Below are 21,519 nucleotides of genomic sequence, written 5' to 3' on the forward strand. Positions count from 1 at the left end.
AAAAATAGAGTGGAGACGGCTTTTTGTAAAGATATCCGGGGCCTTCTTGCGCAATGCTAAATAAATCCGTCCGAGATCTTAAGGTATTTAGAGATTTTGTGGTAGCATCATGATATTTCTGCATACGCACAGGGTGTTCCTCGATATGGATCATCGCGTTAATCAACATCAAAACGAAAAGCAATGCTGTCGCAAGTGCAAATCGGAGGCTATTAAGGTTGTCATACAGTTCACGTTTTGTAATATGCCAAATCATATCTTAGTTCTCGGTTGTCAGCAATTAGGAGTCAACAAGAAGCCTTGTGGTATTCAAGTGAGAGGTACCTACTTACATACTGATGGCTGATCACTGACAGCCATCTTACACTTTACTCCTTTGGAAAACCAAAAGTATTACTATAAAGAGAATTAAGTTCATCATGAACAGCAGGAGTAAATCGGGTAGTGCTCGCATCGCATTTATATCCACACCACTTCTCTGAAAAGAAAACTGAGGAAAATTTTCCCAATCCACCGATCCCTTGTCAGCAGAAAACCACCGTCGATCCCCGAACGCGTTTATATCGTAGAGATAGTCAACCACAGTCCTCCGGTACTTTCGCGTCGCCTCGTAAAAATCTCTGAGTCCAAATAGGTCTGTACCCGCCCACGCTTGCGTCGCAGCGTCATACATCCCGACTGGCGAGAACCTCAAAAAGATGCGATCAACTATCGCTGGCTGAACGAAAACAGATTCAAGTACCTGTTTTCGCACAAGCCACGCACGTTCCGCGGTGTCGATGGTCTTTGGCACCGTGAAGCGGTAATAGTTCTGCACGTGCGGCACCCGTGCTTCAAATTTATCATCAAGCTTCTCTATGTTTGAACCAGCAAGATAGGTGTATAGAAGTGTTGATTGTATTTTATGCCAATGCTCATAGTTGAAACCTGAACCACCTACCATACCAAAATGCGGATCTTCCCCTACTATACCAAAATGTGGATCTTCCCCTTGAATTGGATCATTGGCAAGGTAGTCCTTACGTTCTCGGTCGAATGCCTCCCATATCTGTTCAATCTGATTAAAAGCAGATTCCAGACGGTCTTGGGAAGGCTGCGCGGGATTAATCGCAACAAGAATCACATTCGGATATACCAATACCAAAAATCCCCAGACAAACATCGCAAGCATTAGCGCAGTACCTGTTCTGCGGGCCATTACTGAAATCAACATACCGCTGAGGTAGAAAACCGAAAGATACGCAATTGAACTCAAGACAATCCCACCAATACGAAGAAAATCATCAACCTTTAGTGATACAATGGACGATGTCATTAGCAATATCACAACTAAGAGAAGACTTATCAAAAGCGGCACCAGCAAACATATCATTGCGCTAATGTATTTCGCCAATAAGATTTTAGCACGACTCACCGGATGCATTAGGACAAGACGCAATGTGCCGCGCTCACGCTCCCCGGCAAGTGCATCGTAGGCAAAAATAAGTGCCATAAGGCTCAAAACCACCTCAAAGATAAAGGTAATATCAATGGATGAGAAGAGATTCAGAAATGGATTCGTTGATCCATACTTCTGACCATCCCACAGTGTGGGCACATAACTATAAAATACAAATACTTCGTTATTCAACCGCTTATCCAAGCCAACATTGAAAATACTCAACAGATTAGGTGGACGGACAACATCCCAACTTACCCCCGAATAGGTATCTCTTTCCTGCATTTGCTCGTGATTCGATTTAACAGCAGCACTGTAACTTGCTAACCGCCGATCATAATCCTTAATCAGCACAATGGTACTTGCAACAACAAGCAGCAGCATAATGAGAACAGCTGCTGCAAATCGGAACGTCATTAGATTGTCAAGGAGCTCTCGGCGGATGAGTGTTGTTAGTATCATGTATTCCTCTCAACAAGTTTACCAGTTCCCACTTTTTCTTCTCGCTTATCACGCTGATCCATCTATTATGTCTACTTACTGATCGATCCTAAGCCTAGAGAGCGGTTCTTTTAGTTGTAAAAATTAAAACAGCTTCATGCTAAAGTTGCGGTGTCCAGTCAAGAAACTCACGGGGATTCAAGTGATTCTACCTCGCTCGGTTTCTCAAGTACCTGCGTAAATCGGTCGTGTTGTGCTATGTCGCTTTCTGTCGTCCGGATAACGTGCCAGGAATACAGCAGGCTACCGCCGACAACAAGCACAAAGAACGCGAAACAGCCTTGGAACCATCGACTGGATAGTAAACCGTAACATATTGTTCACCTCTCTCAGAGGCAGTGATCGGAAATTGCCGATAAAGTCAAACGTTGGAGAGATAGCAATCTTCCATTTGCTATAGATTGTAGTGCTTTGTTTGGTATATAGTGACGCGACTTAGCAATAAAAGCGTACATAATTCTGCAAAAAAGTAGAATTCTTATGAAAAATATTGGTAGGAAGCTTGCCTAAAACGGGAACGGAATTGGTAAGGTCGGAAAGCGTACCATAAAACACAAACTATTTCTGATTTACATTCAAATTGCTACAGTTTATTTGACGATCCGACCATCAATATGATGCGCCGCCACGTTGCGTCCACAGAGGCTCAACACTGTTGGAAAGACATCAACAGAACGGATACACTGCTCTGCAATTGGATAATTCGTCGCAAGCGGGATGTGCATGTGCTCCGCAATTAACGCGCCGTGTGTAGCGTGATGCCTTGGTATTTCATAGCGGGCGCGTAAATCGTAACCGCTCTCAGCACTTAAGGTAAGGTCACCGGTTCGTTCACTGTTGAAAATCTGCCACAATTGAACGATACCATCGGGATACGAACTGTCGTAAGTTTCTCGAAGTGCTTCTCGTGAGGACAGACTTTTGTAGAGGACACCGTATCCGAGTGGGTCTGTTCCAGCAAACTCGTAAGAGAAACGTAGCGCGTCTGCACATTCAATAGAATTCGCTACAGTTTGTGGGTTTCCGTGATCCGTACCCAGTGAGTGACAAGAGATTTTCGCTTGTCCAGTTCGGCTTTGGACGATGATGTTTCCTGTATCACTCTGTCCCGCGACGAATCCCAATCCTTCTAGCTCAATCAGAGAACCAATGATGCCCATTCGGTAGAGTTTCTCGAAAGGTGTTCGTTCCCCCCATCCTTTTTTACCCGAACTGTTTTTAAAATAGAGATGCGTCATCCCATTTCCTGAGACCATGCTGGCGGATACGGTGCCTTGCCGCCAAACTTTGGGATAGTGCAAACACCGCCAACCGCCGTCATCTAAACGCTGTGGGATATCAATGTGCGTATGTGTGTCGCTCATCCCGTGGTCGCTGGTAATTAGAATAAGTGTATCTTCAAGCGTATTCGCCTTTTGCAAAATGTCAACAAGTTTACCAATCGCAGCGTCTATCTCTCGGTAAGTTTGGAGCACCTGTGGCGATTGTATCTCTGTGAGGTGAGAAAAAGTATCGACTGCGGGAAAAAGGCACGTGATAAACTGGTCACCTGTTTCAGCGGCTTTGTGTAACTGGCGAATTGCAATCTGGTTGACGAACCGCCATCGATGCGAAAAATGGGCGTAGGTATAGAGAAACGGTTTAATCCAGCGCGTCAGATTTTTAGCGGGTGGACACCCGCGGGCAAGTAGGTTGTAGATGTTACTTACGGGTGAGAAGAAATTAAATAAAGTAGGAGAATTAGGGGGCAAGTCGGCTTCAAAACGCAGTCCATCAAGTCCCATATAACTGCAGATGCCGGGTCGTTTGAAGCGGTGTGGGAGTTGAAAATTTGATTTGGATAGCCACCGAATCCCCGGGATATTAACTGTACCCGGATACAACCCCATAAAAAATGGGATAAAGGCAGGTCCCGTTGTTGAAGGGAAGGCAGAAATCCCTTTGTTCAGACTACCGCGATCTACGACGTACTTCTTGATGTTTGGCAGGTCACCGTTTTCAATCAACGCTTTAAAGATTTCGTAGGGTGCCCCATCAATGATAATAAAGACCAAACGTTTGAAGTCCGGTTCGCTTGATACCATCTCTCCTCCCTAAATATGTGGGTGCGGTTTATGACCGCGCTGGAACGTCAACCGTCAAACCGGGGCAGAAGACCATTCTACGAATTTCCTCGTTCGGTATAGACTTTCCATAGCCGCTGTGGATTCTCAACAGAGAGACCAACGTTACCACACTCACCACAGACAGTCGCCCTTAGTGCCTCTCTGTGAGCCTGCTTGAAAATCAAGGCATCCGGGTTACCCTGTACCTCAACTTCCAAATCTTGTCCTACGCCAGCATCGTAGCGATCCCGAATCCGTAAGTTGGGCATGATATTCTCAGAACCGCACCTGCCACATTTCATCGCAGCCATCTGGATGGATCTCCTTATTTCGATAATCTGTTCTCGTTGGTTTAACTTACGCAAACTATTATACCGCAAATTTCAACCGATGTCAATCTTCTGATAACGAAATCACAGGACCATTCAATTTTAAGGAATTATTGGATTGGACGTCTTTTTTTCCAGGATCCGGTGCGAAACGCTGCGATAGGCTGCGACAGGCTGCGAAAATTTCAGCGGTTTTTTAAAAAACATAACATATATTAAGTGTTATCGCCTGCGAAAAGGACAACACCAAAAACGGACAATTGAATGACCCTGCACGAAATCGTGAAATCGCAAAACGTGTGTAAATATTTTGTTAAAAGTTCAGATTGAAAGGGACCATACACAAGAGATATTTCGTTGTATCTTTTCAGCATTTTCCCGTCCATATTAGACATACTGCACACGGTTTTTCTGAATGGACGAAGAACTGATAATCCACAAATGAAATTTTAATTTGACAACCTATTATGTAATGTTGTATAATGATTACATGTAATTAAATTAACTGTATTTTTAGAGAAAGAGGAGATTTACAATGCCAGAATTGAATCCAAGACAACAAGGCAGAAGGCAACGTGGGCGACGTGGCCCGCGGCATCCAAGAGAACCACGAAGACGGAATAATGTGGTTATGGTCAGGGTCGATGAGGAAAATCTCAGTCGGATTGACGAACTTGTGGAATCAGGACAGTTTAACAGCCGTTCTGAAGCGACAGCATTCCTCATTGGTGAAGGCATCAAATCCAAACAGCAGATGTTTGATAAAATGGCGGAAAAGATTTCTCAGATCCAAGGCTTGAGAGATGAACTTGAGGTGATGATTGCCGAAGACGCAAAACCATCCGAATCAGCCGAGTAGAAAATAGATGAAACCCCCGATAACGGAGAAGAAAGTCAATGAGAAAGCCAGCGATGCAGATTATAGAAATACTTATCTTGATTTTGTTTTTTGTAGCCACAACCTTGGTACTGGCACAGCGTCGAAGATCCACGGAGGCTATGAAAGTCCCCGAAGGTATAACAGCTTATCGGGACATTGCTTATGTTACGGATGGACATGAACGACAGAAATTAGACCTCTATGTGCCAGACACCGGAAAAAACTTACCACTTGTTATCTGGGTACACGGGGGAGCCTGGCGTGGCGGAAACAAGAAGCATTACGTCCCAATGGCATATCTCAATGCTGGCTATGCAGGGGCGAGTATTAACTATCGCTTGAGCCAGCACGCTATCTTTCCTGCGCAAATTGAGGATGTGAAAGCTGCTGTTCGGTGGCTGCGCGCCAATGCGGAGACTTACTGCCTTGACCCAAATCGTTTTGCAGCGTGGGGTTCATCTGCCGGTGGACACCTTGTTGCTATGCTCGGTACAACTGGCGACGTAGAGGCGTTTGAGGTGGGAGAAAACTTGGAAGTATCCAGTCGAGTCCAAGGGGTAGTCGATTACTATGGTCCCACCGATTTCCTTCAGATGGATGCACACCGCCTGCCTGAAGGACTGGTGCATGATACCCCTGACTCTCCTGAATCTCAATTGGTAGGGGGTCCGATTCAAGAACATAAGGATCGCGTCGCGAAAGCAAATCCAATCACTTATGTGTCCGCAGACGATCCGCCTTTTCTGATTATCCACGGAGATCAAGACAAACTTGTTCCGTATCATCAGAGTGTGTTGTTGAAGGACGCGTTAGAAAAAGCGGGTGTATCGGTCACATTCTATAGGGTGGAAGGCGGCGGTCACGGCTGGTTTAGGGATCCAAAGGTTCCAGAATTGACGAAAGTTTTCCTTGAGCAACACTTGAAACCGACAAAACCGAAGTAGGTGCGGTTTACCAACCACCACTACTTCAATATAACTTGCGGATCATCTGCATACGCCGAGTCTATTTGAACGAGACGCTGTAAAATCAGGCAGAACAGTCCGAACAGTGCTTTTAGTAACGCTGTCTCTTTGATAACACCGACGCATTCAAAATACAATTCATCAACACCTTCAGGGAAGTCAGAACCGAACCGTCCTTCATCATCCTTGATCCTGAGATGAATCCTTGGCTGTGTTTGACACAATTCCTTTATTCTGTCATCCGCGAGTAACAATTTGATTTTCTCTGGATTGTTGCCTTTGATGACAAACTGCTTATCAAAAAACGGATCCCCTATTTCTATGTCCTGCATACCGAAAAATTTGCGAATTGAACTGAAAAATCCTTCACGAAAGATCTGGAAATAGAGTCCATCCTTGTTTATAAACGGTGCGCGCATCCGAGTGCATATGATAGTGGTTGTTCCGGTTGAAACGGTATAAGTATCAAGTAGAATCTGCCATTCACCGTGTTTGTAAATAAGAACGTCCTTGCCCCAAAAGCCACCCTCAATAAATTCACCGTCTATATCCGCGGCAATCTGTCCCCAAATTTCGTCTTTAGAAGGTCCAAAAATAGATTTGCGTTTACTCATTTTTCCCTCATAATGTAGATTTTATAGAAATAGCGGACGAAAATCACACCAATGAAAAGACGAATTAACGTTTTACTGCAACCGAAACACCGTCCCGGAGCGGAATGATCGTTGTGAACACATCAGGTGAACTATAGAGAAGCCGAGTCAACTCCTTAACACCAATCGTCGCGGCGTGAAACCACTGTTCCCGTTCATCAAGTCCTTCTGGTGGGTTGCTGCCGGGTTCCTGTGTGACAACGCGCCCACCCCAGATCATGTTATCTGTAATAAACAACCCGCCACTCCTAAGTCGTGGAATTGCTTTTTGGAACGCTTCGGGATATCCGTCTTTGTCGATGTCGTTGTAGATGATGTCAAAATCGCCTTCGGTTTCGTCAATAATTTCGAGCGCATTACCAACCCGATAATCGATGCGGTCTGCGATACCGCCGCGTGCAAGATAACCTGCTGCACGATCAGCGTTCTCCTGTGAACCGTCGGTACAGATAATAGAGGCTTCCGGTTTTTGCAGTGCTTTCGCCATCCAATACGCTGAATAACCAAAACCTGAGCCCATCTCAAAAATCCGCGTCGGATTGGTGAGCAGCACCAATTGATGCAAAACACGCCCGACGAGTGGTCCCACAATCGGAAAGCGGTTTGCGCGTGCGTGTGCTTCCATCTCCGTAAGCACTTCATCGCGTTCAGGGATAATGTCGAGTAGATAATTGTCAATCGACGGATGAAGAATATCCAAACGTTGCATAAATCGCTCCTTGCTGGCGAGGTATCAGTTCGCTGTTTTCAATTACTTTCTTCTCTTTTCCACCGTTCAAGCGGGTGTTCGCGTGGTGTGAGTGGCATAGGCACCCGAGCCTGCTGACGATGTGATTCCCACGTCGCATGGATCATTTCGAGGCAATCCCGACCGTCCCTGCCGCTGGCGAATGGATCCCGGTCCTCCTCAATCGCTTCAATCAGGTCGCGTAGCATGAGGCGTTGCAATAACAACCGTATTGATGCCTTGTCTCGTGGGTTACCTTGCTCGTCAAGGTCCTCAGCGGGTAGATGTACCGGTTCCCACGCTTCTGCGGGGGTCTTATGTTGTCCTTTGTGAATAAACATCGTTGTACCGACGCTCTCTCGGATAGCAATTCTGCCCTCGGTACCGATGATGTCAATACCGTAAGCGTTATCGTTTGTCTGGGGTTGTGCGAGGAACTGCACATCGGCATGGATGCCATTCTTAAAGCGGAAAGCAGCGTGTCCCCGTTCTCCAAGCACAAGTCCTGCATCCCGGTCATGTGGATGGACCTCTTGGGTATGTTTGATGTCATCAACGGTTGATTCGCGTCCATCCATCTGCACGAGGTGCGCATGCGTCCACTCGACATCGCCGGCAAAGAGACGCAACCAATCATAAAGGTGCGTGCCCATCTCCATCAGCGAGTTGCCTACCTTGCGTCCGCCTTTATCCGTTGCCTTCAGCAGCACAACATCCCCGATTTCGCCTTTTTCGATCAACGAAAGCACGTGACGATTGTAAGGGCTGGCACGCTTGATGTGGTTAATGGCAAACTTGACGTGATACTCGTCACAGGTTTCAACCATTTCGTCGGCTTCAATCAGGTTGAGAGCAGTCGGCTTCTCACAGAAAACATGGATACCGCGCTGTGCCGCTGCTATTGTTGGCGGGTGGTGCATCGGTGCCTGCGTTGGAACGATCACAATATCGGGCTGTTGTTCGTCAAGCATCTTTTCGTAGTCGTTATAGATGGCATTGACCCCGAACCGCTCACCCCATGCTTCCGCACGTTCTGGGTTGATTTCCGCCCCAGCGACGAGTTCGCAGTTTGCCTCTAACTGCACTGCCTCGGCATGTGCTCCACCCATGCCGCCCAAGCCGATAATTGCTATACGATAGTTGTTCATGCGTATCTCCGAAGTTTGCGAAAAAAGTGTGCTGGTTTATACCTATCATAGCAACTTCAAAGTCAGAGTGCAACAAAAAAGTTGAAGAAAATGCTGTAGATATAGTTGAATAAAGAGGGAATTGATTATCACGATACCGAAGCAAAATTTGAACCCCAAAATCCAACCCCAAGACGAACCTAATAAGTGAACCAACGACCCATTTGATGAATAGGAAATAAACAGATGACAAAAGAACGAATTCAGATTTTAGTTGATACTTCACGCGATACCGGTTGGTCAAACGGATTGATACGAATTGAACCGGACAACATCTATCAAACTACTAACAACCGAGAGTATCTCAGTGAAGCAGTGCTAAAAAATTATGATGTACTGACAATTTGCAACAGCACCGCGCTAAAATACACCAATGCAGAACTCCAATTGATCCACGAGTTTGTGGAAAATGGTGGCGGGCTGTTTTTATCCGCCAGCACAAGCCGGTTCGAGCGAGATGTCCGTGAGCCGATCTCGGAATTAGGGATTAATCAGGTTGCCTCTCTTTTCGGTGCACAATTTCTCCCATTACCCGAAGGACAAGGCGAAATGGATACCGACGCGAATCCTTTGCGCGGCTATGCAAAGAAAGACCTCTGCTTCACTAACCACGAAATTACCGATGGATTGGGAATTGACGACCTGGGTCTCACGTATTGCGGTATCCTTGATATCCCTGCGGAGGGTGGCGTTTTCCTTGAACACTGCGAGACGAAAGAACCTGTTGGGGCATGTCTCGATTTTGGATCAGGACGCGTCCTGTTAATCAACACACAACTCTTTCAATGGGAAAACCACCCTGTATCTGGGCGATTCATCGATTGGTTGGGAACCAACCGCGAAGAAACACCCCAGCAAAAACCTTCTTTGACAATGGATACACAGACGATTCCCGATGAAATTCCGATCGACGAACAGGTCAGAGAGGACGGCAAGATCAAGGTTTTCTATACGCGCTTCGTCGAGGACCGTGTGGATACGTGTATGGCATTTGCTAAAAAACTGGCGGAGGAGATGCTCTCAAAATTCCCTGACAGTGAGAAAATTGATTGGAAAATCGATTTAATTCCGTCGTGTGTTCATAAATACGGCTCCAATTGGGAGGATTCGGTCATGACAATCGGGGCATGTGTCAACCCTGCAAGACTTGCCTATTCGCTCGGTGTTGAGGCGAGTGGGTTGCTCGCTGAGAAAACGCCGTTTGGGAAGGCATCGGATGTTCTTTTTGACGGCTACCAATTCTTCTTTGGTATCTGGGCAATGAAATTGCTCGGATTTGAGCGAGAAGCGGCGATGATGGTCGCCGAAGCCGAGCGGCAATTTCATGAAAATGCTGACGAGAAGCTGGTTGATGTCGCTAAGATTTACGAACAACGCTCTCGCAAGCCGATTTGGATACTGAAGGTACTCCTTGAGAAATATGGAGACGAGCTGTTTGTCCGACTCACTGAGGTATTCTCCGAAAAGGATAGCGACACAGAAGAGAATATGCCCCACCCAACCTTCTCACGGGTGAATCGACAGATCTACTACCTCAGCCGAGCAGTCGGTGAAGACCTATTTCCATGGTTTGAAGAGAATGGTACGACCGTCCATCCGCTTCCATTGTTACCGAATGACAGCGACGAATTTGCGGCGGAGATTCGTGGATACCTCAACACAATAATTCGTGACACAAGCATAGATACAAGCGACAGGATCGATGCAATTGATAGCCTTCTTGAAATCACTGACGACGCTGAGCATCAGATTTCGGCGTGTAGGGACGAGGCAACCTCGCCCCTACACACGGCGGACAGATATGAACGACTGATTGCAGCGGCGAAACTGATCAGGAGCTGCGATGACCGAGCGGTGAAAGTGCTTGAAGCACTAACAGTTGAAACGGGAGATGATGGACTTGTGGCGATGACGGTTCTGATGTTGGTTCATAATAGTCGAGGTGGCGAAATCGCGGATCGGCTCGCGGAGATTGCGCCGCATCATGATCACAGATACCAACTTGAAACTGGATACCTACTTGCCAAAATTGGGCATCCAGCCGCCGAAGCGTTCTCATACAAAAAACTCACAGACGAAAATGGAACACGTCTTTTAACAATGGATGTCAAACGCAATGCGGAATTATATCACTATCCGATCATTGCAGACGATCGCGTTGCCATTTGCAATGTAATTCTCCATACACACCATTTCCCTCACAACACGCACGCTCCAGGTACTTATGTGAGTTGGGTGCATACCACGCCAAAGTATCGCCGAAAGGGAATCGCGCGGCGGGCATTCGGTGCGTCGATGTCGCATGAACTCGTTCGCCGGTACTCTTGTATCTCTCTTCACACCGGTACAGATAATAACGCCCATGGCATGTACAGGAATTTTGGGTTCGTTGATGGGTTATTAGGGCGACAATTCACCAAAGCGTTGCGGGACGAACAGACAAAGGTCGTTGAGGACTTAGTCGTCCGTCCCTATAGACATGGGGATGAAGTTGCGATGGCAAGCGTGTGCAACGCATTTTATGTGGACCAGGTAGCCCTTAGACCGAGACATGCCGAGAGGCGTAGAACGACAGAAACTCGGTTGATTTATCTCGCAGAGAAGGATAGAGAACTGTTTGGGTATGTGCAAGCGCAGTGTTTTGAGAAGGAAAAGAATGTCTCAATCACCGAATTCTGTCTTAAAACCCAACCACCTGAAGATTCCAAACACCCGGAAGGTTTCCTTGAGGATGTCGGTGCAGCGATGCTCTGCGCGTTACATAACGAATTGGTGAAACGTGAATATAAAAAAATAAAATGGGGATTTGAAGGAGAGGCGGAAAACAGTTATGCGAGAATGCTGTTCCACAATTTTGGGTACACGTCGGAAGATGCAGGTTGGGTATGGATGTTCAAGATCGTTAATTTGCCGATGCTACTTGGCGAACTTTCCCCACTACTTTTGAAGCGACTGAATGAGAGCGATGATTACAAAGGTTGGCAAGGGACAATCAGCATCAAAGGTTCGGAACATCGGGCAAGTCTTATTATCAAAGATGGTGAAATTCGCGTATCAGAAGAGGTCTCAGAGGCGACTGGAATTTGTCTTTCTACGGACGATGACACGATCACCCGGTTCATTTTGGGGGTCATTACACCCTATGGAGCATATCTACAGAATCAATTACACATTGCCCCGACAGTCAACAGTTCGGTAACCCGTTTGTTAGGGACGCTGTTCCCTTCACACCAGCGATAGCAATCAGCCGATTGTCATTAGAAACCCATCATGGCTCGAACAAACGTTGTATTACTTGTTTTCCGTTGAAATAGATTCGTAGTTCTCCGGTGACCTGAAAGAATGATGATATAGAAGCCGAGCCAACTGCCCCTGCTGATGATTTGCGTTTCAAAAATACGGGTTCGCAAGTCAGAACGGTACAGGTTTGGCACGCGAGTGTCCGCTGGGAAGGTTTGTAGGTAGTTCCTGAAGTTTTTATCCCGATTCGTAAATTTCCGATACTGGAATCCGCCAATGATACTTAACCGCTGCGTAAACTGATAATCGAGACGGACACCGAGAATATCCTCTCGACTTCGACGATTGAATCGCAAATATTCAATCGGTTGATCGTCGGTTGGCAGGAACAGGTCTGGGTTGAGTGTTTTTAGAATTTCTTCGGCAGTTCGATCAAAAGCGCGGTCCCAGACGTACTTAACCATAGGTGTCAGCGTTAAATCTTCAGCAATTTTGTTGACATACGGGAGTTTTACAAGCGGAATCTTGTATCTCGCCTTCAGAATAGTGAGCTGATTACGGATGTTCCGTTTGGGGTAACGGCGTTTTTTCCAATTCGCAGCGTTATAGATTAAACCGGTGTCAGTCGGGTCAAGTGCGTTAATTCCGTGATCGGGATAGAAGGGATAAATACGTCCAGGATTGTCAGCGCGGACCTGTTCAATTGGCACCATAAAGTCAACGCGTTCATCAGGTTTAAAGTTTTCTGATGCCGGATCGTATTCAACATCCTTGAAAAGTGCCTTTTCTGCATCTTGTTCAAACTGTTTTTGCATGAGAAGGAACAATTTGGCTTCAAGGGTCAAGTTTGATACTGCGGTATAGATGCATTGAAGGGTTGTTGTATTCACCCGTGCGTTGTAAAAATCAAGTTCGTCATTAATGTGGATTGGCTCCAATTCTCCAACAGGCAAAACAATTGTGTAATCCGGAATATCATCCTGCGCGCGTACGAATCGATTTTGGAAATCAAAGCTGCCAAAATCGGGGATGTCGCGTTTGTACGTGACATGTATGTATTTGGCGTTATTTTTACGCCGACTTGAAATTTCGCTTTCGTTTAACCAACCCATTTGGACAGTCAGGTTATCAAGCAGATTATATTTCGCTTTAAGGTGATACCCCTGGCGGTCTATCCCGTATTCATATTCCGGTTCAAAGTCATCCTCAATGGTATCAATGGTACCGTTATTGTTTAGATCAATAGGGTTGGTAAACACAGGCGGGTCAGCATCAAAGATGAGAAAATCTTCTTGATAGTCTAATATCCCGTTCTGATCTCGGTCATCAGCGTGTGGAATTACGCTATTGAAATTAATGCTATCGGGCAAGTCATTGTCATCATCGTCATCCTCAACCAGCGTATAATTGATTGCGTCCCACGGAATTTGCTCTTCCGGGAGTTCGTCTTCTACCAAAGGCACACCCGGTCGCCTTTCAAGCGTATAAATTTGCCCGCGGTTCGGATGTGCCCCGAAATTCAGATAGTTAGTTGTATAGCCTGGATCAATATGATACAAGACCGCCTCTAAGTGGAGTTTGCCAAAGCGAGACTTAAGTTGAACGAACCATGCCGTTTCTCTACCGAGTTTTCCGTCGCCATTTTCATCTGTTCCGTCCCCGCCTAAAAAAGCTTCAAAACGTTCGCCTTCAGTTTCCGAGTAAGTGGGGATACCATTTGCATCTACTGGGAGACCGCTGAGAAAATCAATAAAGACCCCTGTTTCTTCCTCACCATCTGGACCTTGAATAGTCGTTTGGGTTCGACTGAACCCTATTTTATCTTTCGGAATAGTCGGGTACTGCTTGTATTTACCATTAATAGAGTAGTGTGCCCTGACGAAAACATTGCTGACAGTTCCTTCAAGGTCAAGTCCATAGAGCGTTGCTGCCCGGGCGGCACCATAGCGATATCGGACTTTCCGAGGTCTCCCTTCCCGTTTCCATTGCGTCGGATTATCTACAAGTTTTTTCCTGTTTTTGATATAATCCGGCGATTGCCCGTAATTCCCCGGTGCCTGAATTATGTCGCGATACGGCATCTGAATGCGCCCATCCGTGGTTTTAATCCATTCTTGAAGGTCAGGACTTTCCTCTGCTCTATTCGCTTCACTAAAACCGATAACCGCGATATTATAATCGCCTGCAACCACCATGTCAAATACAACGGATTTGATTGTTCGCGGGTCAATGTTAATCTTATCGTCAGTCAGGTTAAGATCGTACTTCATTTTATTGAAACCATTGACAATTTTCCACTTTCCGTCAACGGAATCGCGTATTTCAGAAGTCCCTCCGGCGTGATCAACCGGAACAAGTTCGTCAGCGAAAACCTCGAATCGGTGCGTCATCTCAGGTAGAAGGGCGGGTTCAACGCCTTTCACTATAGCTGCAAAGGATAATTTTTCAAATCCTTGTGTAACAATTGTAATCTTCATGCTTTTGAAAGCTGCACCGACACCGGCTTGGATATGATCGTTATGTCTGTCCGGATCATAAGCACGAAAATCTGTGAACGCCCGCGTGTGATTGTCTTCAGGCGAGTCATCACGGAAGACAACGGATATTCTTTCAAGCGGTGTATTTGCGACAGTCCCCATTAGCGAACTTATCAAACGTTCTGGATGTTCTTTATGTAAATTTACATAGGTAAATCCGACGCGGAACATTTCGCCTAAAAGTCCTTGTCCACGAAAACCGATGAGGCGGGCGTTTTCTATGTTCCTGACACCGCTTGATTGGTTCAAGCCGTTTCGGCGTCCAAGATCCCCTGCGAGTCTTTGCACTAAGGTATCATCTGTTAGTTTAATAGGATTAGAAATACGTGAGTGGATGAGGCTAAAGAGATGGTGTTCTTGGGCAAAAGAGATGTCCCACCGAAGCCCATCAAATTCAGTTTTGTATAGAATATATCGGTTTGGAAACAGAGTAGCGGGTTTGAAACGCATGTGATCGCCAATAGCAAACTCCGTATGTCTACCGAGAAAAGTTTCCTCAACCAAAATGGTCCGGTCTAATTGCGTCGTGAAACGAAGGCTATCGAGTTGTCCGCCCCACCCAACCACTAATTTACCGTTCTGATCAAATTCTTTCTGATCAGTATACGTATTAAGTTCATTGCCTTCCACGATCTCTTTACCGTAGAGGTCGTAGAAAAATTGCGGTTCTTCTTCCAATTGAAATCTGTTTGAGAACTTAGCTTCGCTCTCAATGGCAGGCAAGAGCGGTTGGTAGGGTCCGAGACTGTCCGCGCCACAACTATAGAAGACAGATGTGCTCAGGGCGCAAGCCGCTACAAGCATAAAATTAATCGCTCGTTTTAACTTATCCATTGGTTAAGTCCCTCCTTACGGACGAATTAACTGGAGGCGTTGAAGTTTTTCGTCACCATCAAACCGTCTCATTTCTGAATAAGCATTTTACGGGTTGCCGAGAAATCGCCTGCGTGAATTGTGTAGAGATAGACACCACTACTCACAGACTCACCGATCTGATTACGTCCGTCCCAATAGACGGCTTGTGCCTGTGAGGAATAATCGCCAGCAGGCATTAATCCGAGAGATAAGCGTCGCACCAACTGACCCGTTGAACTGTAAATCTGAATCGTGACATGGCTTTCGTCTGTGAGTTGGAACGGAATCCATGTTTCTGGGTTGAACGGATTCGGAAAGTTTTGTAGGAGCTGATCCCGTTTTACCGCTCCCAACATAACCACCTGTTTACCTCCTGGCTCAACGGCAACAGGCTGCGAAGGTAGCAGTACACTTCCATCCCAGATGCGGATTTGACCGCTTACTGCCTCCGAAAGCAGAATGCCCCCCTCTCGACTGATGTCAAAATACACTGGAATGGATGGATGCTCAAGCGGTGTGCCTGTCTGCCAGTCCCAGACTTGAGAGTAACCGTCTCGACGGGCAAAGAGATAGCGGCCATCTGGGCTAAAGTGCACTGGGTGATATCCTCCATCCAAGGTTGTTAGAAGTTGAGGACCGTCTAACAAGAGTTTCCAGATGTGGAGTTCCAAGTCTCCAGATGCTGCTAACACCGTTGAACCATCTGTGTTAGAAGTAAAGGCAAGCGTTGGCATTGGGCTGTTAAGAAGTTCTGGCACCTGCCATGCATATTGAAAGACGAAAGTATCACCCTCGCGTTTCCATAATTGAATCCAATCTTGATGGTCTCTCGTTCTGCCGGAAGCAGCGAAATATTCGTCATTTTTGCTGAAGGCGATCTGGTAATAAATATGTATTGATGCAAGTGGATTTTCTGACTTAATCTGTTGTAGTTTCTCCGGATTTTTGGTGTCCAAAATGGAAAGCCCTTCCCAGTAAGTCATCGTTGCAATCCACCTTCCAGAGGCACTAAAGACAATTTCTTCAAGGTTCCCAATAGGCTGGAGAAATTGGATTTCAATATTACCGGTCTGAAGGTTGCGGACCTCAACCCAAGGGTCCCTGCCAACAGCGAGTTTCTGACCGTCTGGAGAGATTGCAAGCCCCTCGAAAGTCATACCTTCTGCCGAAATGATACGTTTCATCTGCTGGGACGCGACCTCCCATGTCTTAATAAAGTATTCAGAAGTAGAAACTACGGTTTTTCCATCAGGACTCAACCTCACCACATCGTAGAACCGATCTCTGAGGAAACCAGTCTGCACATTCAAGGGTCGCTTTTCCTCTATATCCCATATTACGACAGCGTCCCAATAGTGCAGAAGCACGATTTTCCCGTTCGGTGATAGTGTTAACTCTTTTAATTCGCGGAACTCACTGCCAAACGTATCAATCTGCTGCCCCGATTTGACATTCCAGATGCGGACTTGATCATCCCATCCTTGCCAGGGTCCGGGAGCAGACCGACTCAGTCCAGCGGTCTCAGTCGTAACATACAGGTGTTGACTATCTGGACTGAATACCACATCTGAAATCCTTCCAACGCCGCTTTGTGCTTTCCAGAGTAACTGCCTCGATGCCACATCCCACACGTGAACGGAAGCGGGTCCTCTCTCGAACGACGCGATGTATCTGCCATCCGGACTGATAGCGACATCTTCAACCCAATTTCCTGTGTGCCCCTCAAAGTGTGTTTCTAACCGGCGCGTCTCAACATTCCAGAGTTCAATATCAGGTCGCATTGAGGCGACGATTAGATAACGACCATCCGGACTAAAAATCGCAGTTCGATCACGGAGACCGGATGTACACGAGCTGCCGTTGTCGAAGTAATAACACGATTTCAATGGACGCCGTGCGCCTACCATTCTTTCGAGGTACTCACCAGTCTGCCAATTCCAGAGATGAATTCCATCATTAGATGGGATTGCAAACAGCGGCTCTGCCGGACTAAATGCCGCGACATCATAGATGCGGAATCCGACTCTCCATTCACTGACTTGCTCGCGGGCCTTAACATTCCAGATACTTACAGTAGCACTCTTTCCATCATGAGCATGTGTAAAAATTGCTAAATGTGAGGCATCTGGACTCAACACGACATCGCTGAAATACCTGCGTTCGGCGAATTCATCTATAACCGCGCCGGTATTCGTATCAATAATTTGGATACGTGCTGGAGTAACACGTACAACGGCTTCATTGGAAAGAAAAGCGTGCTGTTCTGGAAAAGGTTGCCCAACCGTGCCAATCGGTTCAATCGCAAACGCAAGAGAAGAAAAATAGACAAGGCTCATTAGGACAATAGCAGTTTGAAAACTTCGTCTTATAAGAGTACTGTGCGTTTTCATGAGAAACCTCCGAATAGTGCAGTAGTCCGGATAAAACAATCAATCTCGCCTATAAGTGGTCTGCTTCAGGTGAGCCCATGTTGTTACTGTCCTTCCGTGCGGTTGTACAGAAACAGGTGGGATAACCGGAAGTTCGGCACGGTAAATGCCGTTATCTCGCGTCCCCACGTATAGTCCGTCTCCGTACGAAAGGAGAGCGTCAATAGATAATCCCTGAAGTCCCATGGCAGACCACGTCTCTGAGTGAGCATCAAAGGCATAAACACCATGAGTGGCCAATCCGGCAAATAAGTACCCACCGCGGACAGCGAAACTATAGACGTACGGTCGGTCATTTGAATCCTCAGTGTTATCAATTGGCAATCCGTCCATCGGATATTCCCATGTTTGCAGTGTTTCGCTCCAACGTCCGACGCCTTTTTGGCCTGCGACATACAGTTGCCCTTGAAGCACTGCCCAATCATTAGTGCGGTCACATTGGGAGAATGGAAGATTTTGCCATGTCAGTCCATCGTCGGGCGATCGCGCCATCGAATTGGTTGAGATGGCAGTCCATAGATAACCGTCGAACGCTGTTATTGCGTAGATGCTATTGCCCGCATACCACTCCTCTGAAACGTCGTGCCATGTCTCTCCACGATCTGTTGAGATGTAGGTGCCCCCGTGGTACATCACATTGATGATCGTATTGTCGATGATAAGGATGTGTCGGACTGTGCCGTAAAAGTGTTCTCCATCTACATCTTGGAAGCGTAGACCCTCATTTAAGGGTTTCCATGTTTCTCCGGCATCATCTGATCGGAATATTCCGTGTCGCCACGTTCCGACATAAACGGTATTTCGATCGGTTGTAAGTGTGGTAATGACCTCATCTTCATTTCCGAATGTAGTAATGACCTCATCTTCATTCCCGAATGTAGTAGGCGACCATGTATTCCCGCCGTTTTCGGAAAAAAGTAAGCCCGCTGATGTACCAGCGTAGAGTCGATGATCTGCCCCTTCGAGTACCGATACATAGTGCATGGGTGTCCCGTTATCAAGTCGGATCCACTCCAATTCTAAATCGAGTTCCTGTGCCCACGCCGTTCCCACCACGATAACCAAGAAAACTATTCGTGTACAAAGCCGAGTCCACATTGTTTTACTCCTTTTGTCTGTGAGAATCATAAAATCCCGCTATTTGAGGGCAACGGTGTAAAACTGAATTGTCTCAATGCGACTATTAGCTGTTCTTGAGAGCTTTATGATTTTAACGGCATCTGTCTCCGCAGTGAGTGGAGTTTCAAATGGAAGCCGCCCACCGGGTACTTTCTTAGCGAGTTCCCATTGTCTGCTCTCATCGCGAACATGAATTTCAATGTTTTGCAATTGTCCAGAACCGAGCAGCGCAATTTTCCGAATATCCGCACTTTCTGGAAGCCAATAAATTTCCCCGTGGAAAGTTACCTTCCCGTTCACTGGACGATTGATCAAGATGTACTCCTGATCTGTCAAAAGTGTGGCACAACCGATATATGATAAACAAGCGAGTATGAAGAGTAGACCTTTCCATCTTTTCATGATTTTTCTCCTTGCATATAGTATTTCGGGTTGATAGGTGGAGCGATACGGCAAGTGAGATAGGAGAGCCGATCACATCGCTCCGTGTTTCTCCAAGGAGAAAGGCTTTCCCATGGTTTACTCAGCGTTGTTTAATATGTCAGCAATTTTCATGCCAATGCCAAATATGTTAAATATGCCCATTATCTTGGTATTACAACTGTTAATGCACGTCGCATTTGGGTGAGTACGCCGCAAACTTGCACAAAAAGGGGCGAAACGGTCTAAAAAATGCCCGAAGAAGTGCAGTCTTCGCAGTCCAAATCATTGAAGTCGAACTTCCCGTATGGGGCAATGGATTATTTCTAATCACCTTTATCAGCAACCGTGTAAAACTGAATCGTCTCAATGTTCCCGGCTCCAGTCATTGAGTATTTTATAATTTTGATAGCGTCTGTCTCAGCAATAAGTGAGATTTCAAACGGGAATTCGATGCCGCCTGGCACTTTCTTAACCGGCTCCCATTGATTTCTCCTGTCACGCACGCGAATTTCAATGTTTCGGATTTTTCCAGAACCGAGCAGCACAACTTTCCGAATATCCGCTCTCTCTGGGAGTGAATAAATTTCTCCGTTGAAAGTTGCCTTTTCACTCACTGGACGATCGATCAAGACATATTCTTGCTCCGTAAAAAGCGCGGCGCAGCCAATCTGTGATAAACAAGCGAGTATAAAAAGTAAGCCCTTCCACCTTTTCATGATTCTTTCTCCTTTGCACATAGCACAGACGGATAGAGGGAGCGATGCAGTAATTGAGGTAAGGGAAAGCCTTTTGCATCGCTCCGTATTCCCCAAGGAGGTAGGCTTTCCCAGGTTTACTGAGCGTTTTAATATACTAAGCAACTTTCATGCCAAAGGCAACTCAAGCGCAAAATATCTTTGAAAGCGGGTTTTCACTGAATATTAGACAGCCATATTATTTTTAGTGTCCAATTTCTGAACAGTTTTGTTCAAAAATCTGGTGGCACGGAAGTCCTTGACATCTGTCAATTTTTTAAGTATACTTAGCCATAGGGTAATTCTCGCCTTTCAAACGGATTGGAGACATTGATGAAGATTTTGATCATTGGTGGCACAGGGTTGATTAGCACTGCGATTACGCGCACGCTCATTACACGTGGCGATGATGTGGTGCTTTACAACCGTGGACAGACGGATACCGATATTCCAGAAGGATATAACACTATTACCGGCAATCGTAAGGACTACGCCACTTTTGAAGCACAGATGGCAGAAGCGGGGAATTTCGACGCAGTCATTGACATGATCGGTTTCGGACCGGCGGACGTTGAGAGTGCCATCCGAGCATTTCGGGGTAACATTGGTCAATTTATCTTCTGTAGCACGGTCGATGTCTACACCAAACCCGCGCGTCGCTATCCAATCCGAGAGGAGGCAGAGCGGCAACCGATGCAGTCTTTTCCGTATGCCTACAATAAAGCAAAGTGCGAACGACTCTTGGAAGCAGCACACGAACGCGGCGATTTTCCGGTCACAATCATCCGTCCCGCGCACACCTACGGCGAGAGGCGCGGGCTGATTCACTCGCTTGGACTCGGGGGTGCCTATTACTTCAACCGAATCCGTCTCGGAAAACCGATTATCACACACGGCGATGGCTCTTCGCTCTGGGCAGCGTGCCATCGTGACGATGTGGGGCAGGCGTTCGCTGAGGCTGTTGGCAATGAGAAGACATTCGGTAAAGGTTACCATACGGCAAGCGAAGAACCGATGACGTGGAACCAGTACCACCAGACAGTCGCACAAGCGATGACTGCAGCAGCACCCGATCTAATTCATATACCGACTGATTTCTTGTTTGAGATTGCTCCAAAGGAAACAGAATGGTGCAAAGAAAATTTCCAATACAACAACATCTTCGATAACGCCGCGGCGAAAGCAGATTTGAACTTCCGTTATACAATCCCATTTGTTGAAGGAGTGCGTCGGATTGTGGCTTGGCTGGATGCACGGGACCGCATTCACGATAAAGATGAACCCGCGATTTACGGCGAAATTATTGAAAGATGGAAAAACCTCAGCACTAAAGAGACCTTTTTCGGTTCATCCGGCAACACATAGATTTAAATGCAGTATTCAATCTTCTTTTATTT

General features: G+C 46.4%; 16 protein-coding genes. 4 read left to right on the forward strand and 12 right to left on the reverse strand.

The genetic code is table 11. The features are described 5' to 3' along the window. The 4 genes from OXH00_15040 to OXH00_15055 form a co-directional block, all read right to left on the reverse strand. A partial coding sequence (locus OXH00_15040) for a hypothetical protein (GenBank protein MCY3742328.1) occupies window positions 1-256 on the reverse strand: 256 nt, incomplete at its 3' end. A 105-nt stretch (window positions 257-361) separates the two neighbouring features. Continuing rightward, window positions 362-1,900 carry an ABC transporter permease subunit gene (locus OXH00_15045; GenBank protein MCY3742329.1) on the reverse strand — a complete coding sequence of 513 codons (1,539 nt, stop codon included), beginning with the start codon at window positions 1,898-1,900 and terminating at the stop codon, window positions 362-364. 629 nt (window positions 1,901-2,529) lie between these two features. Further along, entirely contained in the window at window positions 2,530-4,023 is a 1,494-nt protein-coding gene (locus OXH00_15050; protein ID MCY3742330.1) for an alkaline phosphatase family protein, read from the reverse strand. A gap of 77 nt (window positions 4,024-4,100) precedes the next feature. Beyond that, window positions 4,101-4,355 (reverse strand): hypothetical protein, encoded by a 255-nt coding sequence (locus OXH00_15055; protein ID MCY3742331.1) that lies wholly within the window; start codon window positions 4,353-4,355, stop codon window positions 4,101-4,103. Window positions 4,356-4,908: 553 nt separating this feature from the next. On the opposite strand from OXH00_15055, the gene OXH00_15060 reads away from it, so the two are divergent. Together OXH00_15060 and OXH00_15065 are read left to right on the forward strand one after the other, a co-directional pair. After that, window positions 4,909-5,232: a ribbon-helix-helix domain-containing protein gene (locus OXH00_15060; protein MCY3742332.1), complete on the forward strand. Its 324-nt coding sequence runs from the start codon at window positions 4,909-4,911 to the stop codon at window positions 5,230-5,232. Between the two features lie 38 nt (window positions 5,233-5,270). Beyond that, window positions 5,271-6,197 carry an alpha/beta hydrolase gene (locus OXH00_15065; GenBank protein ID MCY3742333.1) on the forward strand — a complete coding sequence of 309 codons (927 nt, stop codon included), beginning with the start codon at window positions 5,271-5,273 and terminating at the stop codon, window positions 6,195-6,197. A gap of 20 nt (window positions 6,198-6,217) precedes the next feature. Here the strand turns inward: OXH00_15065 and OXH00_15070 are convergent, their stop codons facing one another. The 3 genes from OXH00_15070 to OXH00_15080 form a co-directional block, all read right to left on the reverse strand. Continuing rightward, the gene (locus OXH00_15070; GenBank protein MCY3742334.1) at window positions 6,218-6,832 is read right to left on the reverse strand and encodes a DUF3137 domain-containing protein; all 615 of its coding nucleotides are present in this window, start codon (window positions 6,830-6,832) and stop codon (window positions 6,218-6,220) included. Between the two features lie 64 nt (window positions 6,833-6,896). Then, window positions 6,897-7,580 (reverse strand): O-methyltransferase, encoded by a 684-nt coding sequence (locus OXH00_15075; protein MCY3742335.1) that lies wholly within the window; start codon window positions 7,578-7,580, stop codon window positions 6,897-6,899. Between the two features lie 38 nt (window positions 7,581-7,618). Further along, window positions 7,619-8,746, reverse strand: a complete 1,128-nt coding sequence (locus OXH00_15080; protein MCY3742336.1) for a Gfo/Idh/MocA family oxidoreductase — start codon at window positions 8,744-8,746, stop codon at window positions 7,619-7,621. Between the two features lie 225 nt (window positions 8,747-8,971). On the opposite strand from OXH00_15080, the gene OXH00_15085 reads away from it, so the two are divergent. Continuing rightward, window positions 8,972-12,025 carry a GNAT family N-acetyltransferase gene (locus OXH00_15085; GenBank protein MCY3742337.1) on the forward strand — a complete coding sequence of 1,018 codons (3,054 nt, stop codon included), beginning with the start codon at window positions 8,972-8,974 and terminating at the stop codon, window positions 12,023-12,025. A 17-nt stretch (window positions 12,026-12,042) separates the two neighbouring features. On the opposite strand, the gene OXH00_15090 is transcribed toward OXH00_15085, so the two are convergent. The 5 genes from OXH00_15090 to OXH00_15110 form a co-directional block, all read right to left on the reverse strand. Next, window positions 12,043-15,396 (reverse strand): hypothetical protein, encoded by a 3,354-nt coding sequence (locus OXH00_15090; protein MCY3742338.1) that lies wholly within the window; start codon window positions 15,394-15,396, stop codon window positions 12,043-12,045. 68 nt (window positions 15,397-15,464) lie between these two features. Next, complete coding sequence (locus OXH00_15095) at window positions 15,465-17,807, reverse strand: T9SS type A sorting domain-containing protein (protein ID MCY3742339.1); 2,343 nt, start codon at window positions 17,805-17,807, stop codon at window positions 15,465-15,467. A 39-nt stretch (window positions 17,808-17,846) separates the two neighbouring features. After that, complete coding sequence (locus OXH00_15100; GenBank protein MCY3742340.1) at window positions 17,847-18,944, reverse strand: hypothetical protein; 1,098 nt, start codon at window positions 18,942-18,944, stop codon at window positions 17,847-17,849. A gap of 39 nt (window positions 18,945-18,983) precedes the next feature. Further along, window positions 18,984-19,367, reverse strand: a complete 384-nt coding sequence (locus tag OXH00_15105; protein MCY3742341.1) for a hypothetical protein — start codon at window positions 19,365-19,367, stop codon at window positions 18,984-18,986. Between the two features lie 344 nt (window positions 19,368-19,711). Continuing rightward, complete coding sequence (locus OXH00_15110; protein MCY3742342.1) at window positions 19,712-20,104, reverse strand: hypothetical protein; 393 nt, start codon at window positions 20,102-20,104, stop codon at window positions 19,712-19,714. A 351-nt stretch (window positions 20,105-20,455) separates the two neighbouring features. Here OXH00_15110 and OXH00_15115 point away from each other — a divergent pair, with 351 nt between their 5' ends. Beyond that, window positions 20,456-21,487 carry an NAD-dependent epimerase/dehydratase family protein gene (locus OXH00_15115; protein ID MCY3742343.1) on the forward strand — a complete coding sequence of 344 codons (1,032 nt, stop codon included), beginning with the start codon at window positions 20,456-20,458 and terminating at the stop codon, window positions 21,485-21,487. Window positions 21,488-21,519: the final 32 nt, after the last annotated feature.

The sequence above is a fragment of the Candidatus Poribacteria bacterium genome (assembly GCA_026706025.1).
Lineage (GTDB): Bacteria > Poribacteria > WGA-4E > WGA-4E > WGA-3G > WGA-3G.

Coding starts and splice junctions, on each gene's coding strand:
- OXH00_15045 (MCY3742329.1), bottom strand. CDS start 1,900: ATGATACTAACAACACTCATCCGCCGAGAGCTCCTTGACAATCTAATG.
- OXH00_15050 (MCY3742330.1), bottom strand. CDS start 4,023: ATGGTATCAAGCGAACCGGACTTCAAACGTTTGGTCTTTATTATCATT.
- OXH00_15055 (MCY3742331.1), bottom strand. CDS start 4,355: ATGGCTGCGATGAAATGTGGCAGGTGCGGTTCTGAGAATATCATGCCC.
- OXH00_15060 (MCY3742332.1), top strand. CDS start 4,909: ATGCCAGAATTGAATCCAAGACAACAAGGCAGAAGGCAACGTGGGCGA.
- OXH00_15065 (MCY3742333.1), top strand. CDS start 5,271: ATGAGAAAGCCAGCGATGCAGATTATAGAAATACTTATCTTGATTTTG.
- OXH00_15070 (MCY3742334.1), bottom strand. CDS start 6,832: ATGAGTAAACGCAAATCTATTTTTGGACCTTCTAAAGACGAAATTTGG.
- OXH00_15075 (MCY3742335.1), bottom strand. CDS start 7,580: ATGCAACGTTTGGATATTCTTCATCCGTCGATTGACAATTATCTACTC.
- OXH00_15080 (MCY3742336.1), bottom strand. CDS start 8,746: ATGAACAACTATCGTATAGCAATTATCGGCTTGGGCGGCATGGGTGGA.
- OXH00_15085 (MCY3742337.1), top strand. CDS start 8,972: ATGACAAAAGAACGAATTCAGATTTTAGTTGATACTTCACGCGATACC.
- OXH00_15090 (MCY3742338.1), bottom strand. CDS start 15,396: ATGGATAAGTTAAAACGAGCGATTAATTTTATGCTTGTAGCGGCTTGC.
- OXH00_15095 (MCY3742339.1), bottom strand. CDS start 17,807: ATGAAAACGCACAGTACTCTTATAAGACGAAGTTTTCAAACTGCTATT.
- OXH00_15100 (MCY3742340.1), bottom strand. CDS start 18,944: ATGTGGACTCGGCTTTGTACACGAATAGTTTTCTTGGTTATCGTGGTG.
- OXH00_15105 (MCY3742341.1), bottom strand. CDS start 19,367: ATGAAAAGATGGAAAGGTCTACTCTTCATACTCGCTTGTTTATCATAT.
- OXH00_15110 (MCY3742342.1), bottom strand. CDS start 20,104: ATGAAAAGGTGGAAGGGCTTACTTTTTATACTCGCTTGTTTATCACAG.
- OXH00_15115 (MCY3742343.1), top strand. CDS start 20,456: ATGAAGATTTTGATCATTGGTGGCACAGGGTTGATTAGCACTGCGATT.